General features: G+C 66.4%; 3 protein-coding genes. 1 reads left to right on the top strand and 2 read right to left on the bottom strand.

What is annotated here, in order from left to right:
* Positions 1-954, top strand: a complete 954-nt coding sequence (locus CRM90_RS24550; RefSeq protein ID WP_102809521.1) for a metal-dependent hydrolase — start codon at positions 1-3, stop codon at positions 952-954.
* Here the strand turns inward: CRM90_RS24550 and CRM90_RS24545 are convergent.
* Together CRM90_RS24545 and CRM90_RS24540 are read right to left on the bottom strand one after the other, a co-directional pair.
* Positions 951-16,523, bottom strand: coding sequence for a non-ribosomal peptide synthetase (locus CRM90_RS24545; protein ID WP_102809520.1), 15,573 nt, complete (start codon positions 16,521-16,523; stop codon positions 951-953). The two genes, CRM90_RS24550 and CRM90_RS24545, sit on opposite strands and share 4 nt — an antisense overlap.
* Complete coding sequence (locus CRM90_RS24540) at positions 16,510-19,221, bottom strand: AMP-binding protein (protein ID WP_502693317.1); 2,712 nt, start codon at positions 19,219-19,221, stop codon at positions 16,510-16,512. The genes CRM90_RS24545 and CRM90_RS24540 overlap by 14 nt, the downstream gene beginning before the upstream one ends.
* Positions 19,222-19,282: the final 61 nt, after the last annotated feature.

Here is a 19,282-nt window from a genome sequence, read left to right as displayed (position 1 = left end):
ATGACCGATCTCATCGTGCGAAAGATGCGATTCGCCTTCGCCGAACGCCCCGTTCCGTTCAACTGGAATCCCTCCGATCCGGCGTTCTCCTGCGCAGCCAACATGTTGTCGTTCCTGTTTCTCGCGATCGAGAAGATGATCAGCGCGACCGTCCACGAAGCGCTGCCGGACATCTCCGACCCGGACGTCGCCGAGGAGGCGGTGGCGTTCGTCCGTCAAGAGGGCCAGCACAGCATGGCCCACCGTCAGCACGCCAAAGGTCTGATCAAGGCGTATCCGGCGCTGCAAAAGGTGCTCGACGACATGATGGCCGTGTACGACGAGCTGACGGCCACCACGTCGGTGAAGTATCGGTTGGCCTACATCGCCGATCTGGAGGCCACGTTCACTCCGACGTTCACGATGATGCTCGACAACGCCGATACTTTGTTCGCACCAGGTGACGATCGCGTGGCCTCGTTGTTCCTATGGCACTTCGTCGAAGAGATCGAGCATCGCAGCTCAGCACTGATCATCTACAACGCGGTCGTGGCCGACCGGTGGTATCGGATGCGCATCTCACCGTCGGTGTTCGGCCACACCGGCGCGGTGATCGGCGCAGCCGTCGACAGCTTCAATCGACTGATCCCACTTGAGGAGCGCAAGGTCGACGCGACTTCGATGTACGGTCCGGATATCAATGCCGCTCTGGTGCAGAGGTTTCCATTCCTCAAGAGATTCCGCCGATTCAACCTTCCCGATAACGGGCCGAACCAACGGATGTATCCCCACATCCCCTTGCGTGTGCAGGCGGTGGCGGCGTTGGGAGTCCTACGTAGCCAGATTCCGGGCCACGATCCGGGACGGCACAAGATGCCGGCGCTCGCCGCTGAATGGCTCGAACGCTACGAGGCTGGCTACGACGTCACCCGGTGGTACACCGCCCCCTCGGAAGGCCACGTGTCGCAAGGCTAACGCGCCACCCGCACGCTCAGTTCGCGTACCGTCGGATTGTCGAACAACACCGTCACATCCAGCCGGACGCCGAGCACCGCGTTGATGGCCGCGACGACCCGCATCGCCGACAGGGAGTCGCCTCCCCGGTCGAAGAACGAGTCATCCACTCCAACCGGGTTGATACCCAACGCGTGCCCGTAGATGTCGCACAGGATTCGTTCCACCTCGGTGGCCGCCGCCCGGTGACCGTTGCCGGTACGCGGCGTCGGAGCATCAGGGGTTTGCGCGCGGCCCCAGGAGTCCAACGCAGGCAGCGGCTGGTCAGCGCCGGCGGCCATTGCTACCAGCGCCTGGTCGAGTTGGTCGATCAGCCGCTGAATGTCGGCGTCGTCGAACACATCTGCGCGGTACTGGATCCGAAGGTCGAGTTCCTCGCCCGGGACCGCTTGAACGGTGAGCGGGTAGTGGTAGTAGTCGCGGCTGTCGACCTCGGTGACCGCCAACCCGTCCGCTCCCGACAACAGAGATGTGTCAGTCGGATAATTCTCGTACACGAACACGGTGTCGAACAGCTCGTGCCGGCCGACTGCCCGGTGAATCTCGTTGAGTCCCAGATGCTCATGGTCCAAAGTGCGGCCGCGTTTGTCCTGCAGCTGATCGAGCAGATCCGCGACGGTGCTCTCGGGTGAGACGGTCACGCGCAGCGGAACCGTATTGATCAGCAGGCCCACCATGGCGTCGGTGCCGGCCACGTCGGCCGGCCGTCCGGCGACCACTACGCCGAAGGTGACGTCACGCCGACCGGTCATCGCGATCAGCAGCTGAGTCCAGGCGGCCTGCAACACGGTGCTGATGGTGGTGTGATGGTTGCGAGCAAGTTCGGTGAGAGCCGACGTGATATTGGGGGAAACTCGAAGCGAGGTGACACTTCTCGGCCCCACCGGTGTCAGATCCCGAGGCCCGACCACGGTCGGTGTGTCGAAGCCAGCCAGGGCCTCTCGCCACGCCGACCGCGCTGCGTCCCGATCCTGATCGGCAAGCCAGGTGATGAACCTGCGGTAGGGCACGGCGGAGGGCAGCCGCTGCCCGTAGTAGCCGGCGAACACCTCCTGCAGCAGCACCGACACCGACCAGCCATCGAGCAGGATGTGGTGGTTGGTGACGACCAGCCGATGTTGATCGGGTGCGATGCGGATCAGCGCCGCGCGGAAGCCCGCCTGCCCGGCGAGATCACACACCGCGGCACGCTCAGCCGCATATAGCTGGGCGATCCGTTCGGCGCGGTCGGTCGTGACACGGCTCAGATCGACGTACTGCCACGGCACTTCGGTATCGGCCGGGACGAGCTGTACCGGCTCGCCGTACCGCTGCGAGAATCGCGCCGCCAGGTTGGGATGGCGGGCGACCGCGGCCTGCACAGCCTCCTGCAGCCGGTACGGATCCAGCCGCCCGCTCAGGGTGACCGCCATCTGCACGGCGTACACGTCGTCGCCGCAACTGTGCGCGATGTCGGCGTGGTACAACAATCCCTCTTGCAACGGCGTCAGCGGCAGGATGTCCGCGACGTCGTGGGTCGTACAGAGTTCGTCGATCTGCGGCTGGGTCAGCTGTGCGGGCGCGATGTCCGACGGCGTCAGGCCCCCTCCGCCGCCGCGCACATGCGCGCAGATCCCAGCGAGTGCGTCGAACCATAAATCGGACAGCCGGGAGACCCGGGCGTGGTCGAGGGCGGACAGCGCCCATGTCCAGCCGGCCCGCAACCTCGGGCCGTCCGCGGTTTCCACTGTGCCGGCGTTGAGTTCGACGGTGTGCATCAACGGCATGGGGACCGCCGCCGCGGCACCGGTCACCTTCCAGCCGTCCTCACGAATCTCCCAGATGTCACCGGACACCTGACCGCTACCGGCACCCATCCGGCCCAAGTAGTTGAAGCCGATCGTCGGGTCGCAACCCGCCAGATCGACGTCGGTGTTGAGGTAACGCAGCAGACCGTAGGTCAGACCGTCCGGCAGGGCACGGAGTTGTTCTTTGGCGTCTTTGATGATCGGTCCCAGACTTGGATCGCCGGCGAGCACCTGTTCCCAGTCCCCGGCGGCGACCGCGAGCGCCACCGGGAACTTGGTGGTGAACCATCCCACGGTGCGGGACAGGTCGACGGCATCGTGATCGCCGGCCACCTCCTCCTCGCGGCCGTGGCCTTCGGCGTCGATCACGACCGGAGCACCTGCGGTACCGAGGAATTCGGTTAGTGCCAACCCGAAAGCGATCAACAGAATGTCGTTGATGCCCGCGTGGAAAGCGGCCGGCACCTCGCCGAGCAGCATCCTGGTGGTCTCGGGATCGAGCTCCACCGACAGACTGCCGGCATTGGCGTACGTGTCGATGACGGGTTGAACCGCTGGCAGCGGCGCGGGGACTGCCGCGATGTCTCGCCAGCGGGGCAGGTCATCGAGGACCTCGGGGCGGTAAGCGTGTTCGGCCAATACCGACGACCACCGTGCGAACGAGGTCCGCGGCGCGGGCAGCACGACCTCCTGACCGCCGTGATGCTGGGCCCACGCGAGGTTGAAGTCCTCCAGCAGAATCCGCCACGACACACCGTCGACCACCAGGTGGTGCGCGATCATCAGCAATTGCCCCGTTGGCACCGCCCACAGGGCGCTGACCATCTGGCCGGCCGCCGGGTTGAGCCGTGACCTGGCCTGCGTCACCACCTCGTCCGAGAGCACCTCGACCGTCTGCAGGCACGTCGCGGCATCCACCGCTCCCGGCTCGAGCACGATCGGTGCCCAACCGCCCGCACCGTCGTGGTCGATGCGCAGCCGCAACATCGCGTGGCGGTCGAGGATCGCTTGCAACACCACCAGCACGTCGTCCTCGGTGACACCGACCGGCGCCTGGATCAACACAGTCTGATTGAACTGATCGACCGGACCCTGAACTTCGTTGAGCCACCGCATGATCGGGGTCGCCGGCAGCGGGCCGACGCCTTCATCCACCACATCGTTCTCACCGTCGGTGAGAGTGGCGACCCGGGCCAGCCCGGCCACGGTCTGTTCGACGAAGATGTCGCGCGGGCGACACAGCACGCCGGCAGCGCGCGCCCGGGCGACCACCTGCATGGACAGGATGCTGTCGCCACCGAGTTCGAAGAACGACTCGTCGACGCCGACCCGTTCCAGGCCGAGAACCTGGGCGTAGACGCCCGCCAGGATCTCCTCCACGGCGTCCGACGGAGCACGGTAGGAGTCGACGTCCTGGTAGTCCGGTGCAGGCAGGGCTTTGGTGTCGAGTTTGCCGTTGACCGTCAGCGGCAGCGCATCGATCACGACCACCGCGGTGGGGACCATGTACGACGGCAGCTTGTCTGCCAATGCGGCGCGGGCGGCGACCGGATCGACCACGCCGGTCACATATCCCACCAAGCGTTTGTCACCGGGCCGGTCCTCGCGGGCGATCACCACCGCGTCGTCGACCCCGTCCAACGCGCCGAGGGCGGACTGGATTTCGCCGAGCTCGATCCGGTATCCGCGGATCTTGACCTGTTCGTCGGAGCGCCCCATGTAGCGCAGTTCGCCGTCGGCGCCCCAATACATCAGATCGCCGGTGCGATACATCCGCGCTCCGGGCTCCCCGAATGGACAGGCCACAAAGCGGGTTGACGACAAGGCGGCCCGACCGATGTATCCGTCGGCCACCCCGGCGCCGGCCACGTACAGCTCACCGACCACGCCGGGCGCGACCGGCCGCAACAGCGTGTCGAGGACGAAGAAGCCGAGGTGGCCCAGCGGCACACCGATGGGGCTGGCCGTGCTCCCCCCGTAGCCGGTCACATCCCCAGCCACGATCTCCCGGAACGAGGCGTGGACCGTCGTCTCCGTGATGCCGTACATGTTGATCAGGCGCGGCGAACCCGGGGGGTGGTTCTCCAGCCACGGACGCATCCGTTGCGGCTCAAGCGCTTCCCCACCGAACACCACGGCCTCAAGTGCCAGCTGCGCACCCAGCTCAGGGTTCGCGACGTCGGCGGTTTGCAATGCATAGAACGCCGTCGGGGTTTGGCTCAGCACCCCGACGCGTTCCGACACCAGTAGGGCGTGCAGGTCTTCCGGCGAGCGCACCACCGCATCGGGCACTACGACCACCCGGCCGCCGTACAGCAACGCGCCCCAGATCTCCCACACCGAGAAGTCGAACGCCAGCGAGTGGCACTGCGACCAGGCGAGCCCCGTCATGTCCATGTCGGCGTCGAGGGTCTTGAGTAGCCGAATCACGTTGCGATGCGGGATCGCCACGCCTTTGGGTGTGCCCGTCGTGCCCGAGGTGTAGATGATGTACGCGACGTCGTCCGGCTGCGGCCCGGGCAGTGCCGCGCTGGTATCGGCGGCGGGGTCGTTCAGATCGTCGACATCGATGACCGAGAGGGACTGCCCGTCAAGCAGTTCCGTCAAAGCCGCGGTGGTGATCGCGGCGACCGGGTTGGCGTCACCCAGCACGAACTGTCGTCGCGACTCGGGCACCGCCGGGTCGATCGGAACATAGGTGGCGCCGGTCTTGACGACGGCCACCATGGCCATGATCGCCTCGGCCGAGCGCGGCAGAAGCAGCGCGACCCGCTGTCCGGGCCCGGCCCCACGCCCGATAAGCACCCGGGCCGCGCGGTCGGTCACCTCATCGAGCTCGCGATACGACATCGAACGGCCCTCGAAGGTGACCGCCATCGCCTCGGGCGTGCGCGCCGCCTGCGCGGCGAACACCGAGGCGATCGACTCGGCAGTTGTCGCCGCCCGAGTGAGCACACCTCGATTGCCGACCCGATCTAGCCGGGCGTGCTCGGCGCTGTCCAGAACGTCCAGTGCCGACATGTGTTGATTCGGCTCGGAAGTCATCGCTTCCAGCACGCGCTGTAGCCGCTCGACCATCTTCTCGATGCTGGCGGCGTCGAACACGTCGGTGCGGAATTCGATACCACCACCGATCCCGGCCGGCTCACCCGCTGAGTTCCAGCGTTCGGCCAGATTGAAGGTGAGGTCCATCCGGGCGGTCTTGGTGTCCACCGCCAGCGGTTCGACGTGCAGATCACCCAACGACAAACCGGCGGCATCGCCTGCCTGCCAACCGAAGTTCTGCCAGGCCAACACGACCTGCACCAGCGGGTGGTGGGCCATGCTGCGGGTCGGCTTGAGCCGCTCGACCAGTACCTCGAACGGAACATCCTGATGCTCGTAGGCGGACAGGCTTCGTCGACGCACCTGCGCCAGCAGATCGGCGAAAGTCGGGTTTCCGCTCAGGTCGACCCGCAGCACCAAGGTGTTGACGAAGAATCCGACCAGTTCGTCCAGCGCGGTGTCGCCACGCCCGGCTATCGGGAAGCCCACCGCCACATCGTTGTTGGCGGACAGGTTCGACAGCAGCACCGCCAACGCGGTCTGGATCACCATGAAGCTGGTTGCATTGTGCTCGCGGGCCACCCGTGCGACCGCTTGCTGCAGCTCGGCATGCCAGTCGATGTCGAGCCGCGCACCGAGGTAGTCGGCGACCATCGGGTATGGCCGGTCGGTCGGTAGCTGCAACTGCTCGGGCATGCCGGCCAGTGCGTCTTCCCAGTAGCTCAGTTCAGCGGAGATACGGCTGTCGGGATCGGCCAGATCGCCGAGCCTCGCTCGTTGCCACAGCGTGTAGTCGACGTATTGCACCGCGAGGTCGGCCCAGCCTGGAGCGTCACCGGCCGACCGGCTCGTATACGCAACACCCAGATCGCGCACCAGCGGAGCGATGGACCACCCGTCGGCCGCGATGTGGTGCACCACCGCCACCAGCACATGCTCGTCACCGGCGACCCGGAAAACCCTGGCCTGCATGGGGATTTCCCGCGACAAGTCGAATGCGTAGCTCGTCACGGTGTCGATGGCGTCAGCCAGTTCGCTGTCCGACCAGCCGGTCGCGTCGATGACGGTCCAGCCGAAGTCCGCCATCTCGGTGGGAACGATGAGCTGTTCGGGTACTCCGGCCACCTCGGGGAAGCGCGTCCGCAGGCTCTCCTGACGGTCCACCACATCGGCGAGCGCCGCCCCGAGGGCGTCCACGTCCAGCTCACCGCGCAGCCGCAACGCGACCGGCAGGTTGTAGATCGGTGACGGCCCTTGCAGTTGGTCGACGATCCACAATCGGTTCTGCGCGAAGGACAGCGGCACGATCTCGGGCCGGGGACCGGCGACCAGTGGCTCCGCGGAACTCTCGGCCCCGGACAGCCGGGGCGCCAGCTGCGCCACGGTGGGCGTCTCGAAGAGCACCCGCACCGCGAGACCGCAGCCCAGGCTGTTGTTGACCGCGGCGACCAGACGCATTGCCGACAACGAATCCCCACCCAGGTCGAAGAACGAGTCGTCCACGCCGACGCGCTCGGTACCCAGCACCTGGGCGAAGATCCCCGCCAAGATCTCCTCGGTGGGAGTGCTTGGCGCGCGGTAGCTTTCCGCGTCCTGATAGTCCGGTGCCGGGAGGGCGCGGCGGTCGAGCTTGCCGCTGACGGTCAGCGGCAACGTGGCAAGTTCGATGACCGCGGCGGGCACCATGTACGCCGGGAGCCGCTCGGCGAGAGCGACACGGATCTTCACCGGATCGGCCGTCCCGGTGAAGTAGCCCACCAGACGCGGGTCACCCGGACGGTCCTCGCGGGCGATCACCACCGCCTGCTCGACCCCGTCGAGTCCGGCCAGGACGGCCTGGATCTCGCCGGGCTCGATCCGGTAGCCGCGGATCTTGACCTGTTCGTCGGCGCGGCCGAGGTATTGCAGTTGCCCGTCGGCGCGCCACCGCACCAGGTCCCCGGTGCGGTACATGCGTGTTCCGTGCTCGCCGAACGGGCAGGCCACGAACCGGGACGCCGTCAGATCCGTGCGTCCGATGTACCCAACACCGACGCCGCGTCCCGCCACGTACAGTTCGCCGACCACGCCCTGCGGCACCGGCTGCAAGCGCTCGTCGAGGACGAACAGGGCGACGGTCGGCGGCGGAGCACCGATCGGCACTTCAGCGCCGACGACCAAGGGCGCACTCATCGACGCGTACACGGTGACTTCGGTTGGGCCGTAGGCATTGATCACCACTCGGCCGGGTGCCCACTGTTCCACCACTTCCGGCGGACAAGCTTCACCGCCGAGCAGCAGCGCCACCGACTCCAGCCCTTGCGGGCGCAGCGCGGCCACCGCCGACGGGGTCTGGGTGAGAACGTTGACGCGTTCGCGGACCAGCAGCGCGTGGAAGTCGTCTGGCGAACGGACCACCGCGTCGGGTACCACTAGTAGCCGCCCGCCACCGAGTAGGGCGGCCCAGATCTCCCATACCGAGAAGTCGAAGGCGTACGAGTGGCACTGCGTCCACACCTGGTCGGCCGGAAGTGCGGGATGGGCCGACGCCGCCAGGTGAGCCAGGTTGCGGTGGCTCAGCGCAACACCTTTGGGCGTTCCCGTCGTGCCCGAGGTGTAGATGAGATACGCGATGTTGTCCGGATCCGGCGCAGGCAGGGCTGCACTGGACTGGCCCTCGACACCTGGATCGTCGATGTCGATGACCGTGACATCGTGCCCGTGCAGCCGGGGCCGGAGCTCAGCGGTGGTCATCACGAGGACGGGCGCAGCATCGCCGAGCATGAATTCGATACGCGCTTCAGGCAGCGCGGGATCGACGGCGAGGTACGACGCGCCGATCTTCAGCGCGGCCAGCATCACGACGACGGCCTCGGCCGAGCGGTCCATGAACAACGCCAAGCAGTCGCCGGCGCCGACTCCCTTATCGGACAGCAGGTGTGCGTACCGATTTGCCGCCTCGTCCAGCTCTCGGTAGGTCATGGACACATCGCCGGATGTCAGTGCGACGGCTGTCGGAATGCGACGAACCTGTTCGGCGAACAGTTCGGGAACCGAGACCCCGGTCTGCGCCGGCCGGGTCAGCACTGCGCGGTTGCCGATCGTGTCGAGGCGGGCATGTTCGGCGGGGTCGAGTACATCGATCGTGGACACCCGCCGGGTCGGCTCGGCGGTCATGGCAACCAGTACGCGTTGCAACCGCGCGACCAACGTCTCGATGGTGGCGGCGTCGAAGACGTCGGTGCGGAATTCGACCATGCCCTCAATACCGGTGGGTTCACCACCGTGGGTCAACCGTTCACTCAGCGAGAACGCGAGATCCACGCGGGCGGTGTGAGTGTCGAGTGGAAGCTGGGTGACCTGTAGGTCCCCCAAGGCGAGTGCGATGTCGTCGCTGGTTTCACCTGGCATACTCCGCCAGGTCAGCATCACCTGGACCAACGGGTGGTGGTTGAGCGAGCGGGTGGGATTGATCCGCTCGACGACCGCTTCGAAGGGCACGTCCTGGTGCTCGTAGGCGGCCAGGCTGCGAGCCCGCACCTGATCAAGTAGCTCCGCAACGGTGGGGTCACCGCCGACGTCGACCCGCAACACCAAGGTGTTGACGAAGAACCCGACCAGGTCGTCAAGAGCCGGATCGCGCCGTCCACCGATCGGGAAGCCCACTGCGACATCGGAACTCGTGCTGAGCTTGCCCAGCAGCAGCGCCAGTGCGGCTTGCACCACCATGAAGGGCGTCGCATTGTATTCGCGGGCTACCCGCGTGATCCGCTCCTGCAGGTCGACGGACCAGCGCCACGACGTGGTGGCGCCCCGTTGATCGGCCACCGGCGGGTATGGCCGGTCGGTGGGCAGCTGCAGCCGTTCGGGCATGCCGGCCAACGCGTCTTGCCAGTACGCCAGCTGGGCGTTGATCAGGCTGTTGCTGTCGTCCAGGTCACCGAACTGTGCGCGCTGCCAGAGCGTGTAATCGACGTACTGAACCGGCAGTTCGGTCCACATCGGATTCAGACCCGCGCTCCGACAGACATAGGCCACGCCCAGATCACGCACCATCGGGCCCATCGACAAACCGTCAGCGGCGATGTGGTGCGCCACGGCGACTACGACGTGCTCGTTGTCACTGACCCGGAACAGCCGTGCCTGCATGGGGATCTCGAGGGCAAGATCAAACGCGTGTAGCGCGACCGCGCCCACGGCCTCATCGAGTTGCGCCGGCGTCCAGTCGGTCGCATCGATGACGGCCCAGCCGAAGTCGGCCTGCTCGGCGGGCACCACCACCTGACGGGGTACGCCGTCGGGTGCGGTGAATATCGTGCGCAGGCTCTCGTGGCGGCCGACCACGTCGGCAAGGGCAGCACCCAGCGCCTCGACGTTGAGGTGGCCTTGCATGCGCAGTCCGACGGCCATGTTGTACGTCGGCGAGGGCCCCTGGAGTTGATCGAGGAACCACAATCGGTTCTGCGAGAACGACAGTGGGATCGCCGCAGGGCGCTCCATGGGGACGAGCGGAGACAACCGGTCGTCTTCCCCGCCGATGCGCAGCGCCAGTTGCGCGACCGACGGAGCCTCGAACAACGTCCGCACGGACAGCCTGGTATTCATCCCGGTGTTGACCGCGGCGATGAGGCGCATCGCCGACAGCGAGTCGCCGCCGAGATCGAAGAATGAATCGTCCACGCCGACTCGTTGCACGCCAAGCACATTGGCGTAGATTCCGACCAGGATCTCCTCGACCGCGGTCGTCGCGGCGCGGTAGGAATCGGTGTCGACGAATTCCGGTGCGGGCAGGGCGCGTCGGTCGAGTTTGCCGTTGACGGTCAGCGGCAGCGCCTCGATCACCATGATCGCGGCCGGAACCATGTATTCCGGGATTCGCTCGGCCAACGCCGCGCGGACGGCGGCCGGATCCGCCACTCCCGTGATGTAGCCGACCAGCCGCTTCTCGCCGGGCCTGTCCTCGCGTGCGATCACCACCGCGTGCTCGACCCCGTCCAGCGCGGCGAGTGCGGCCCGGACTTCGCCGAGTTCGATGCGATAACCGCGGATCTTCACCTGCTCGTCGGCGCGGCCCACGTACCGCAGCTCGCCGTCGGCACCCCACCACACCAGATCGCCGGTGCGATACATCCGCTGTCCCGGCGGCCCGAACGGGCTTGCGACGAAGCGCGACGATGACAACCCCGGGCGACGCCAATAGCCAAGGCCGGCCTGCGGTCCTGCCACGTAGAGGTCACCGATCACACCGTCCGGAACCGGTTTCAACCACTGGTCCAGCACGAAGAACGCCAGATCGTCCAACGGCCCCCCGACGGGGCTCACGTCGGAATCGCCCGCGACATCCGCGTGCACGATCTCGCGGAATGATGCGTGCACGGCGGTCTCGGTTGTGCCGTACAGGTTGAGCAGGCGCGGGGAGTCCGGGTGGTTTGCCAGCCATGGTCGGAGACGTTGCGGCTCAAGGGCTTCGCCGGCGAAGATGACCGCGTGCAGATTGAGCTCACGTCCGAGCTCGGGCCGCAGCGCATCGGCGGTCTGCAAAGCATAGAACGCGGACGGCGTCTGGGACAGCATGCTGACCTGCTCCGCGGCCAGCAGCGCATGAAATTCCTCCGGTGCGCGAGCTACCGATTCAGGCACCACCACCAGCCGTCCGCCATACAGCAGCGCACCCCACATCTCGCACACCGAGACGTCGAAGGCCAGTGAGTGCCAGAGCGACCAGACCTGCTCGGCCATTGCGACCTTGGTGTCCATCGCCGCCAGCAGCTGGGTGACGTTCTGATGGGTGATCGCCACGCCCTTGGGGATTCCGGTGGTGCCCGAGGTGTAGATCAGGTACGCGATGTCCTCTGGTGCAGGGCCTGGTAGCGGGGTGCTGGGGTAGCTCGCGACAGCGGGGTCGTACACGTCGATGATCGGTAGTCCGTCGAGGCGCTCGGCGAGCTGCGGGGTGGTGATGGCCGCGACCGGCTCGGCGTCGCCGAGCACCAGCTGCATGCGCGCCGACGGCGCCGCCGGATCGATCGGAACGTACGCTGCGCCGGTCTTGAGCACCGCCAAGATCGACACGATCGCCTCCGCAGAGCGAGGCACCAGCAGTGCCACCCGCCGCCCCGGCCCAATCCCCCTATCAGCCAACAGATGCGCGAAGCGGTTGGTGGCTTCGTCCAGCTCTCGGTAGGTGAGTGACTGCTCGCCGAACGTCAGCGCCACCGTCTCCGGAGCGCGCGCCACCTGTGCGGCGAACAACGCGGGAATCGACCCGGTCGGCACCGGCGCCGCCAGAGCGGCCCGGTTGCTCCACTGCTCCACTCGGGCGTGCTCGGCGTCGTCGAGTACGTCGATCGACGACAGCGGGCGGTCCGGATCGGCGACCATGGCAGCCAACACCCGCTTGAGCCGCTCAATCAGTGTCGTAATCGCAGCCGAGTCGAAAAGGTCGGTGTCGTACTCGACTCGCAGGCGCAGGTCGTCACCGGGGATCGCTTGCATCGCGAGCGGGTAGTGGTTGTATTCGCGGTGCGCGAAGTTCTCGACGGACAGCCCGTCTGCGCCGCTGAGCTTGGCGGCGTCGATAGGGTAGTTCTCGTACACGAAAAATGTGTCGAACAGGTGGTCGTGACCGGTCGCCCGGTGTATCTCGCTGAGCGCCAAGTGCTCGTGGTCCAGCGTCTGCGCATGCGAGTTCTGCAGCTGGTGTAGCAGTTCGGTAGTGGTTGTCGACGCTGTGATCGTGGCCCGCACAGGCACCGTATTGATCAGCAGACCCACCATCGAGTCTGCCCCCAAAACCTCATCGGGACGGCCCGACACGGTCGTGCCGAATGCGACATCGCGCTGTCCCGTGAGCGACATCAACACCCGCGCGAAGGCGCTCTGCAACACCGTGCTCACCGTCGTGTGACGTGAGCGTGCAAGTTCGGCAAGAGCTTTCGTGGTATGCCACGGGACCACGGATCCCACCACATCGCGGTGCCCGACGCTTGCCCGGCCGGCGTTACCCACCAATGTCGGGGTGTCGAACCCCGCCAGCACCTCACCCCACGCCGCGCGCGCGGCGTCGAGGTCACGGCCGGCCAGCCAGCTGACGAACCGCCGATACGGCGCGGGCGGGGGTAACCGCTGCCCGTAATAGCTGGCGAACACCTCACCGAGCAGAATGGGAAGCGACCAACCGTCCAGGACGATGTGGTGATTGGTCAACACGAGCCGGTGTTGATCAGCCGCCGTCCGAATCAGCGTCGCACGGAACGCCGGCTGATTGCCCAATTCGCACACTGCGACACGTTCCGCCGCGCAGATCTGCGTGATCTGCTCCTCGACGTCTCCACCGGAGGCTTCCAGGTCGAAGTACTGCCACGGCACCGCCGGGTCGGCCGGTATGACCTGTACGGGTTCGGCGAACTTCTGCGAGAACCGCGCGGCCACGTTCGGATGGCGCACCACGACTTTCTGCACCGCATTCTGCAGGCGCTCATCGTCCAGCGGTCCTCGCAAACTGACGTACAGCTGCACCGCATAGACATCGTCGCCGCCCAGTGCCGCACTGGCGTGGAACAGCAGCCCCTGCTGCAATGGAGTCAGGGGCAGAACGTCGGCTATCCGGAGACTTCCGCCGCCGGTCGGTGCGCTGCTCTTGGCGACGACGGGAGTCGGCGCGGGCTTCGCTGCCGCCGGTGTCGGTGCGGCCTCATCTCGTGCGATCACGGCGGCCAATTGCGCGACGGTCGGGGCGTCGAAGAGGGCTCGCACCGAGAGTCGCGTGTTCACACCGGCATTCACGGCCGCGATCAGGCGCATCGCCGACAGCGAATCCCCACCCAGGTTGAAGAACGAGTCGTCCACGCCGACGCGCTGAACGCCCAGCACCTGAACATAGATGCCGGCCAGAACTTCCTCGACGGCCGTCGTCGGTGCGCGATAATGGCTGACGTCTTGGAATTCCGGAGCCGGCAACGCTTTTCGGTCGAGTTTTCCGTTGACGGTCAGCGGAAGGACATCGATCACCATGATCGCGGCGGGGACCATGTATTCGGGCAGGCGCTCGGCCAGCGCCGCGCGAAGTGCCGCAGGCTCGGCTGTCCCGACGATGTAACCCACCAGCCGCTTCTCGCCGGGACGGTCTTCGCGTGCGATCACCACCGCTTGCTCGACGCCGTCCAGGCCGGCCAGCACCGAGCGGACCTCGCCGAGCTCGATGCGGAAGCCGCGGATCTTCACCTGGTCGTCGGCGCGCCCGACGTAGCGCAGCTGGCCGTCCGGACCCCACCACGCCAGATCGCCGGTGCGGTACATGCGTGTTCCTGCTCCGCCGAACGGGCAGGCCACAAAGCGGGACGCCGTCAACCCCGCGCGGCCCGAATAGCCGACACCGACACCGCGGCCTGCGACGTACAACTCGCCGATCGAGCCGGGCGGCACCGGCCGCAGCCAGCCGTCGAGCACGAACAGTGCCGCCCCCGCGATGGGTGGCCCGATAGGCACCGCTCCGGAGCCGGCGGTCAACGGTGCGCTCAACGCGACGTCGACCGTTGTCTCGGTGGGGCCGTAGGCATTGATCATCACCCGTCCGGGCGCCCACTGATCCCTCAGCTCGGTCTGGCAGGGTTCGGCGCCGATGATCAGTGCCACCGACTCGAGTGTCGCGGGCGACAACATCCCCACTTCGGACGGAGTGGTACTGAATACATTTACGCCTTGCGAAATCAGCAGACTCTGAAGGTCTTCCGGCGCGCGGGCCACCGACTCCGGCACCACCACCAGCTGGCCACCGCCCAGCAGCGCGCCGAAGATCTCCTGGACCGAGACGTCGAATCCATAGGAGCGGCACTGCGACCACACCCGTGTCGGTGGTAGGGGCGCCGCGTGCAGCGAGTCCATCAGTTGCGCGACGTTGCGATGGGTGATGGCCACGCCCTTGGGGACCCCGGTGGTCCCCGAGGTGTAGATCAGGTAAGCGATGTCGTCCGGTGTCGGTCTGACGAGGTCCGTGCCGGGCTGATGATCGAGGGCCGGGTCGTTCACCTCGATCAGCCGTACGTTGTGTCCCGCCAGCCGCTCGGCCAACGCAGAGTTGGTGATCGCCGCGGCCGCCTCGGCGTCAGCCACCACCAAGTCCATGCGGGCAGACGGCGCCGCCGGATCGATCGGCACATACGCTGCCCCGGTCTTGAGTACCGCCAGAATCGACACGATCGCGTCAGCAGACCTCGGCAGGTACAGTACGACTCGCTGACCCGGACCAACGCCCTTGTCCGCCAGCACATGCGCGAAACTAGTGGCGGCATCGTCGAGCTCGCGGTAGGTCATCGTGCGGCCATCGAAGCTGAGCGCCGGCGCCCCCGGGGTACGCGCGACCTGCGCCGCGAACAACTCGGGGATCGAGGGTGAAGGGGTCGGCGGCTGGGCCAGCACGGCCTGATTACTCCAGCAATCCAATCTGGCGTGTTCGTCGTCGGTCAGCAGGTCCAGTGTCGACAACGCCCGGTCGGGATCGGCAATCATCGCCGCCACAACCCGTGTGAGTCGCTCGACAAGAGCGTCGATACCCGCCGTGTCGAACACGTCGGTGTCGTACTCGACGCGCAGGGTCAGCTCGTCCCCCGGTATGGCCTGAACCGACAGCGGATAGTGGTTGGTCTCGTGGTGCGCGAACGTCGTCACGGACAACCCGTCGCTGCCGGAAAGCGTGGCCGCGTCGATCGGATAATTCTCGTAGACGAAGAAGGTGTCGAACAGCTGATCCAGCCCGGTGAGACGGTGAATCTCGCTCAACGCCAGGTGTTGATGGTCCAGCGTCTGGGCATGATCACTTTGCAACTGCCCCAATAGATCAGCGGTTGTGGTCGTCGCTTCGATGCCCGCCCGAACCGGCACGGTATTGATAAGTAGGCCCACCATCGCGTCCGCGCCGAACACCTCGTCCGGTCGCCCGGATACCGTCGTACCGAAGACGACATCGCGCTGACCGCTCAGCGACATCAGCACCTGAGCGTAGGCGCCCTGCAACACGGTGCTCACCGTCGTGTGACACGAGCGCGCCAGATCACCCAGCGCCCCGGTTGTGTCCTCGGACAGCTGGAACGAAGCGATGGCGCGTCCGCCGGGTTCGCGCCCCGCTGCGCCTACCAGGGTCGGGGTCTCGACATCGGCGAGCACCCCGCGCCACGCCGCGCGAGCCGCGTCGAGGTCACGGCCCGTCAACCAGCTGACGAACCGGCGGTACGGGGGCGCCGGGGGCAGTCGCTGCCCGTAATAGATGGCGAACACCTCGCCCAACAGGATCGGCAGCGACCACCCGTCGAGCACGATGTGATGATTGGTGAGCACGAATTGATACCGGTCGGCCGCGGTCCGAACCAGTGCCGCCCGAAACGCCGGCTGATTTGCCAACTCGCACACCGCGACTCGTTCAGCGGCATATAGGTCCGCGAGCCGGTCTTCGGTATCGAGTTCCAAGTACTGCCAGGGCACCACCGGATCAGCCGGAATGACCTGCACCGGCTCGGCGAATTTCTGCGAGAACCGGGCGGCCAAATTGGGATGCCGTGCCACCACCGCCTGCACGGCGTCGTGCAACCGCTCCGGGTCCAGCGGACCGCTCAATCCGACGTACAGCTGCACGGCGTAGACATCGTCGCCACTCTGAGCCGCGCTGGCGTGGAAGAACAACCCCTGCTGCAGCGGAGTCAGCGGTAGAGCATCAGCTATCCGCATACTGCCGCTGAAGCTCGTCGATCTGTTCTTGGGTGAGACTGGCCGCGATATCCGACGGAGTCAACCCGCCTCCGCCGCTCTGCACGTGCGCGCAGATACCGGTCAACGCCTCGAACCACAACTGGCTCAGCCGATTGACCTGTGTTTGCTTGAGTGCCGACGGCGCCCACATCCACTGGGCGGTGAGGATCGGACCCGCGTCGGTGTCCACTGTGCCGGCATTGAGCTCCAGGGTGTGCATCAGCGGGATCGGCGGCTTCACGCTCGGACTGATGTTCGCGAGGCCGTCCCAGCAGATTTGCCAGGCGTCCCCGGATGTTTCTGCGGTCGTCGCGCCCTGGCGGCCCAGGTAGTTGAACCCGATCACCGGATCGGGTGATTGCAGATCGACCTCGGGGTTGAGGTAACGCAAGACCCCGTAGTTCAGCCCTTCGGGCATTGCGCGAAGCTGCTCCTTGGCCGCTTTGACCACCGCGCCGAGCCGTGCGTCGCCGGCGGCCACCTGAGCCCAGGTCAGACCACCGACTTCCAGCGCCACCGGGTATTTCGCCGTGAACCAGCCGACTGTTCGCGACAGGTCCACGTCGGCGGCCAATTCCTCGTCGCGCCCGTGCCCCTCGACGTCAATCGAGATCGGCGCCCCACCCGTTCCCAGGAATTCCGTTGCGGCCAAAGCGAAAGCGATCAACATGATCTCGTGCACACCGGCATGGAACGCCGCAGGCACCTCCCCGAGCAGAGTCTGGGTGGTCTCGATGTCAAGAACTGCCGCGAGGTTTCCGGCGGTCACCAGCGTGTCCACGAAGGGGTCCACCTCAGGCAATGCGGCCGGGGTCGCGGCGATCTTTCGCCACCCATCGGTCTCCGCCACGACATCAGTGCGGCGTGCGTGCTCAGAGAGCAATGACGCCCACCGAGCGAAGGACGTACCCGGCTCGGGCAGTAGGACCGGCTCGCCGGCGCGATGCTGAGCCCAGGCGAAGTTGAGGTCCTCCAACAGAATTCGCCACGACACCCCATCGATCGCCAGATGGTGGATGATCGCCACCAACCGGTTCGTCGAGGTCACCCACACCGCGCTCAGCATGACGCCGTCGGACGGGTTCAACTGCGTTCCGGCATGAAGCACGGCGTCGTCAGTCAGTACGTCGACGGTGTGCAGGCGCGAACGTGCGTCCACAGAACCGGCCTCGGGCACCTCCAGGGACCAGCGGCCATCGTCGTCACGGTCGACCCGCAGTCGCAGCATTGCATGCCGGTCCAGCAGAAACTGCAGCATCTCGAGCACATCGGCCTCGGTCGTCCCCACGGGTGCCTGGACAACCACTGTCTGGTTGAAGTGAGCGACGGGGCTGCCCGCGGCTTCCAGACTTTCCAGCCAGCGGATGATCGGCGTCGCGATCACCGGACCGACCCCGTCGGTGGCCAGGTCGGTGTCGGCGTCGATCACCTTGGCCACTTGAGCCAACCGGGCCACCGTCTGCTCGACGAAAACGTCACGCGGACGGCACAACACACCGGCTGCCCGGGCCCGGGCCACCACCTGCATCGAGAGGATGCTGTCCCCGCCCAGCTCGAAGAATGACTCGTCCACGCCGACGCGCTCCAGCCCCAGAACCTGGGCATAGATTCCCGCCAGGATCTCTTCGACGGCGTCGCCGGGGGCACGGTAGGAGTCGACGTCCTGATATTCGGGTGCCGGGAGTGCCCGCGTGTCGAGCTTTCCGTTGACCGTCAGCGGCAGCGCGCCGATAGTGACGACCGCGGACGGAACCATGTAGGCCGGAAGGCGCTCAGCCACGGCCGCACGCACCGCAGCCGGGTCCGCGGTCCCGGTGATGTAGCCGACCAGCCGCTTATCGCCGGGGCGGTCCTCGCGGGCTATCACGACCGCTTGCTCAACCCCCTCCACATCGCCTAGGGCGGACTGGATTTCGCCGAGTTCGATGCGGTAGCCGCGGATCTTGACCTGCTCATCTGCGCGGCCCACGTATTCGAGTTCACCGTCTGCCGTCCACCGCACCAGGTCGCCGGTGCGATACATGCGGGCGCCCGGCTCCCCGAACGGGCATGCCACGAACCGGGTTGCCGCCAAGCCGGCCCGGCCGACGTAGCCGTAGGCCAGCCCCGAGCCGGCCACGTACAGTTCGCCGACCACACCGGCGGGGGCGGGCTGCAACCAACTGTCCAGCACGAAGAAGCCCAGATTGGCCAGCGGCCGGCCGATCGGGCTGACCGCGCTGTCGGTGTCGGCCGAGGCGATCTCTCGGAACGACGCGTGCACGGTGGTTTCGGTGATGCCGTACATGTTGATCATCCGTGGTGATCCCGGGTGATTCTGCAGCCAGGTCCGAAGTCGTTGCGGTTCAAGCGCTTCGCCACCGAACACGACGGCTTTGAGCGACAGGTCGGAAGCTGCGGGCGAGTCGACGCTCTGCAGTGCGTAGAACGCCGACGGGGTTTGGCTTAGAACCTCTACCCGTTCGGACACCAGCAGGGTGTGGAAGTCTTCCGGCGAACGGACCACCGCGTCCGGTACCACCACCACCCGGCCGCCATAGAGCAACGCACCCCATATTTCCCACACCGAGAAGTCGAATGCCAGTGAATGGCATTGGGTCCATACCTGATCCGCCAGAGCCATGTCGGTGGCGAGCGCCTCCAGCAGTCGGGTGACGTTCTGGTGCGGAATCGGCACGCCCTTAGCCTCGATCCACCGATAAATTGGTTGGTCGTGGGGTGTCGGAATGAGGAAAGTG

Origin of the sequence: Mycobacterium sp. ENV421, from assembly GCF_002887815.1 — a bacterium.
Taxonomy (GTDB): Bacteria; Actinomycetota; Actinomycetes; order Mycobacteriales; family Mycobacteriaceae; genus Mycobacterium.
The sequence above is the reverse complement of the archived record's forward strand: the minus strand, read 5'-3'. Positions and strand labels throughout refer to the sequence as shown.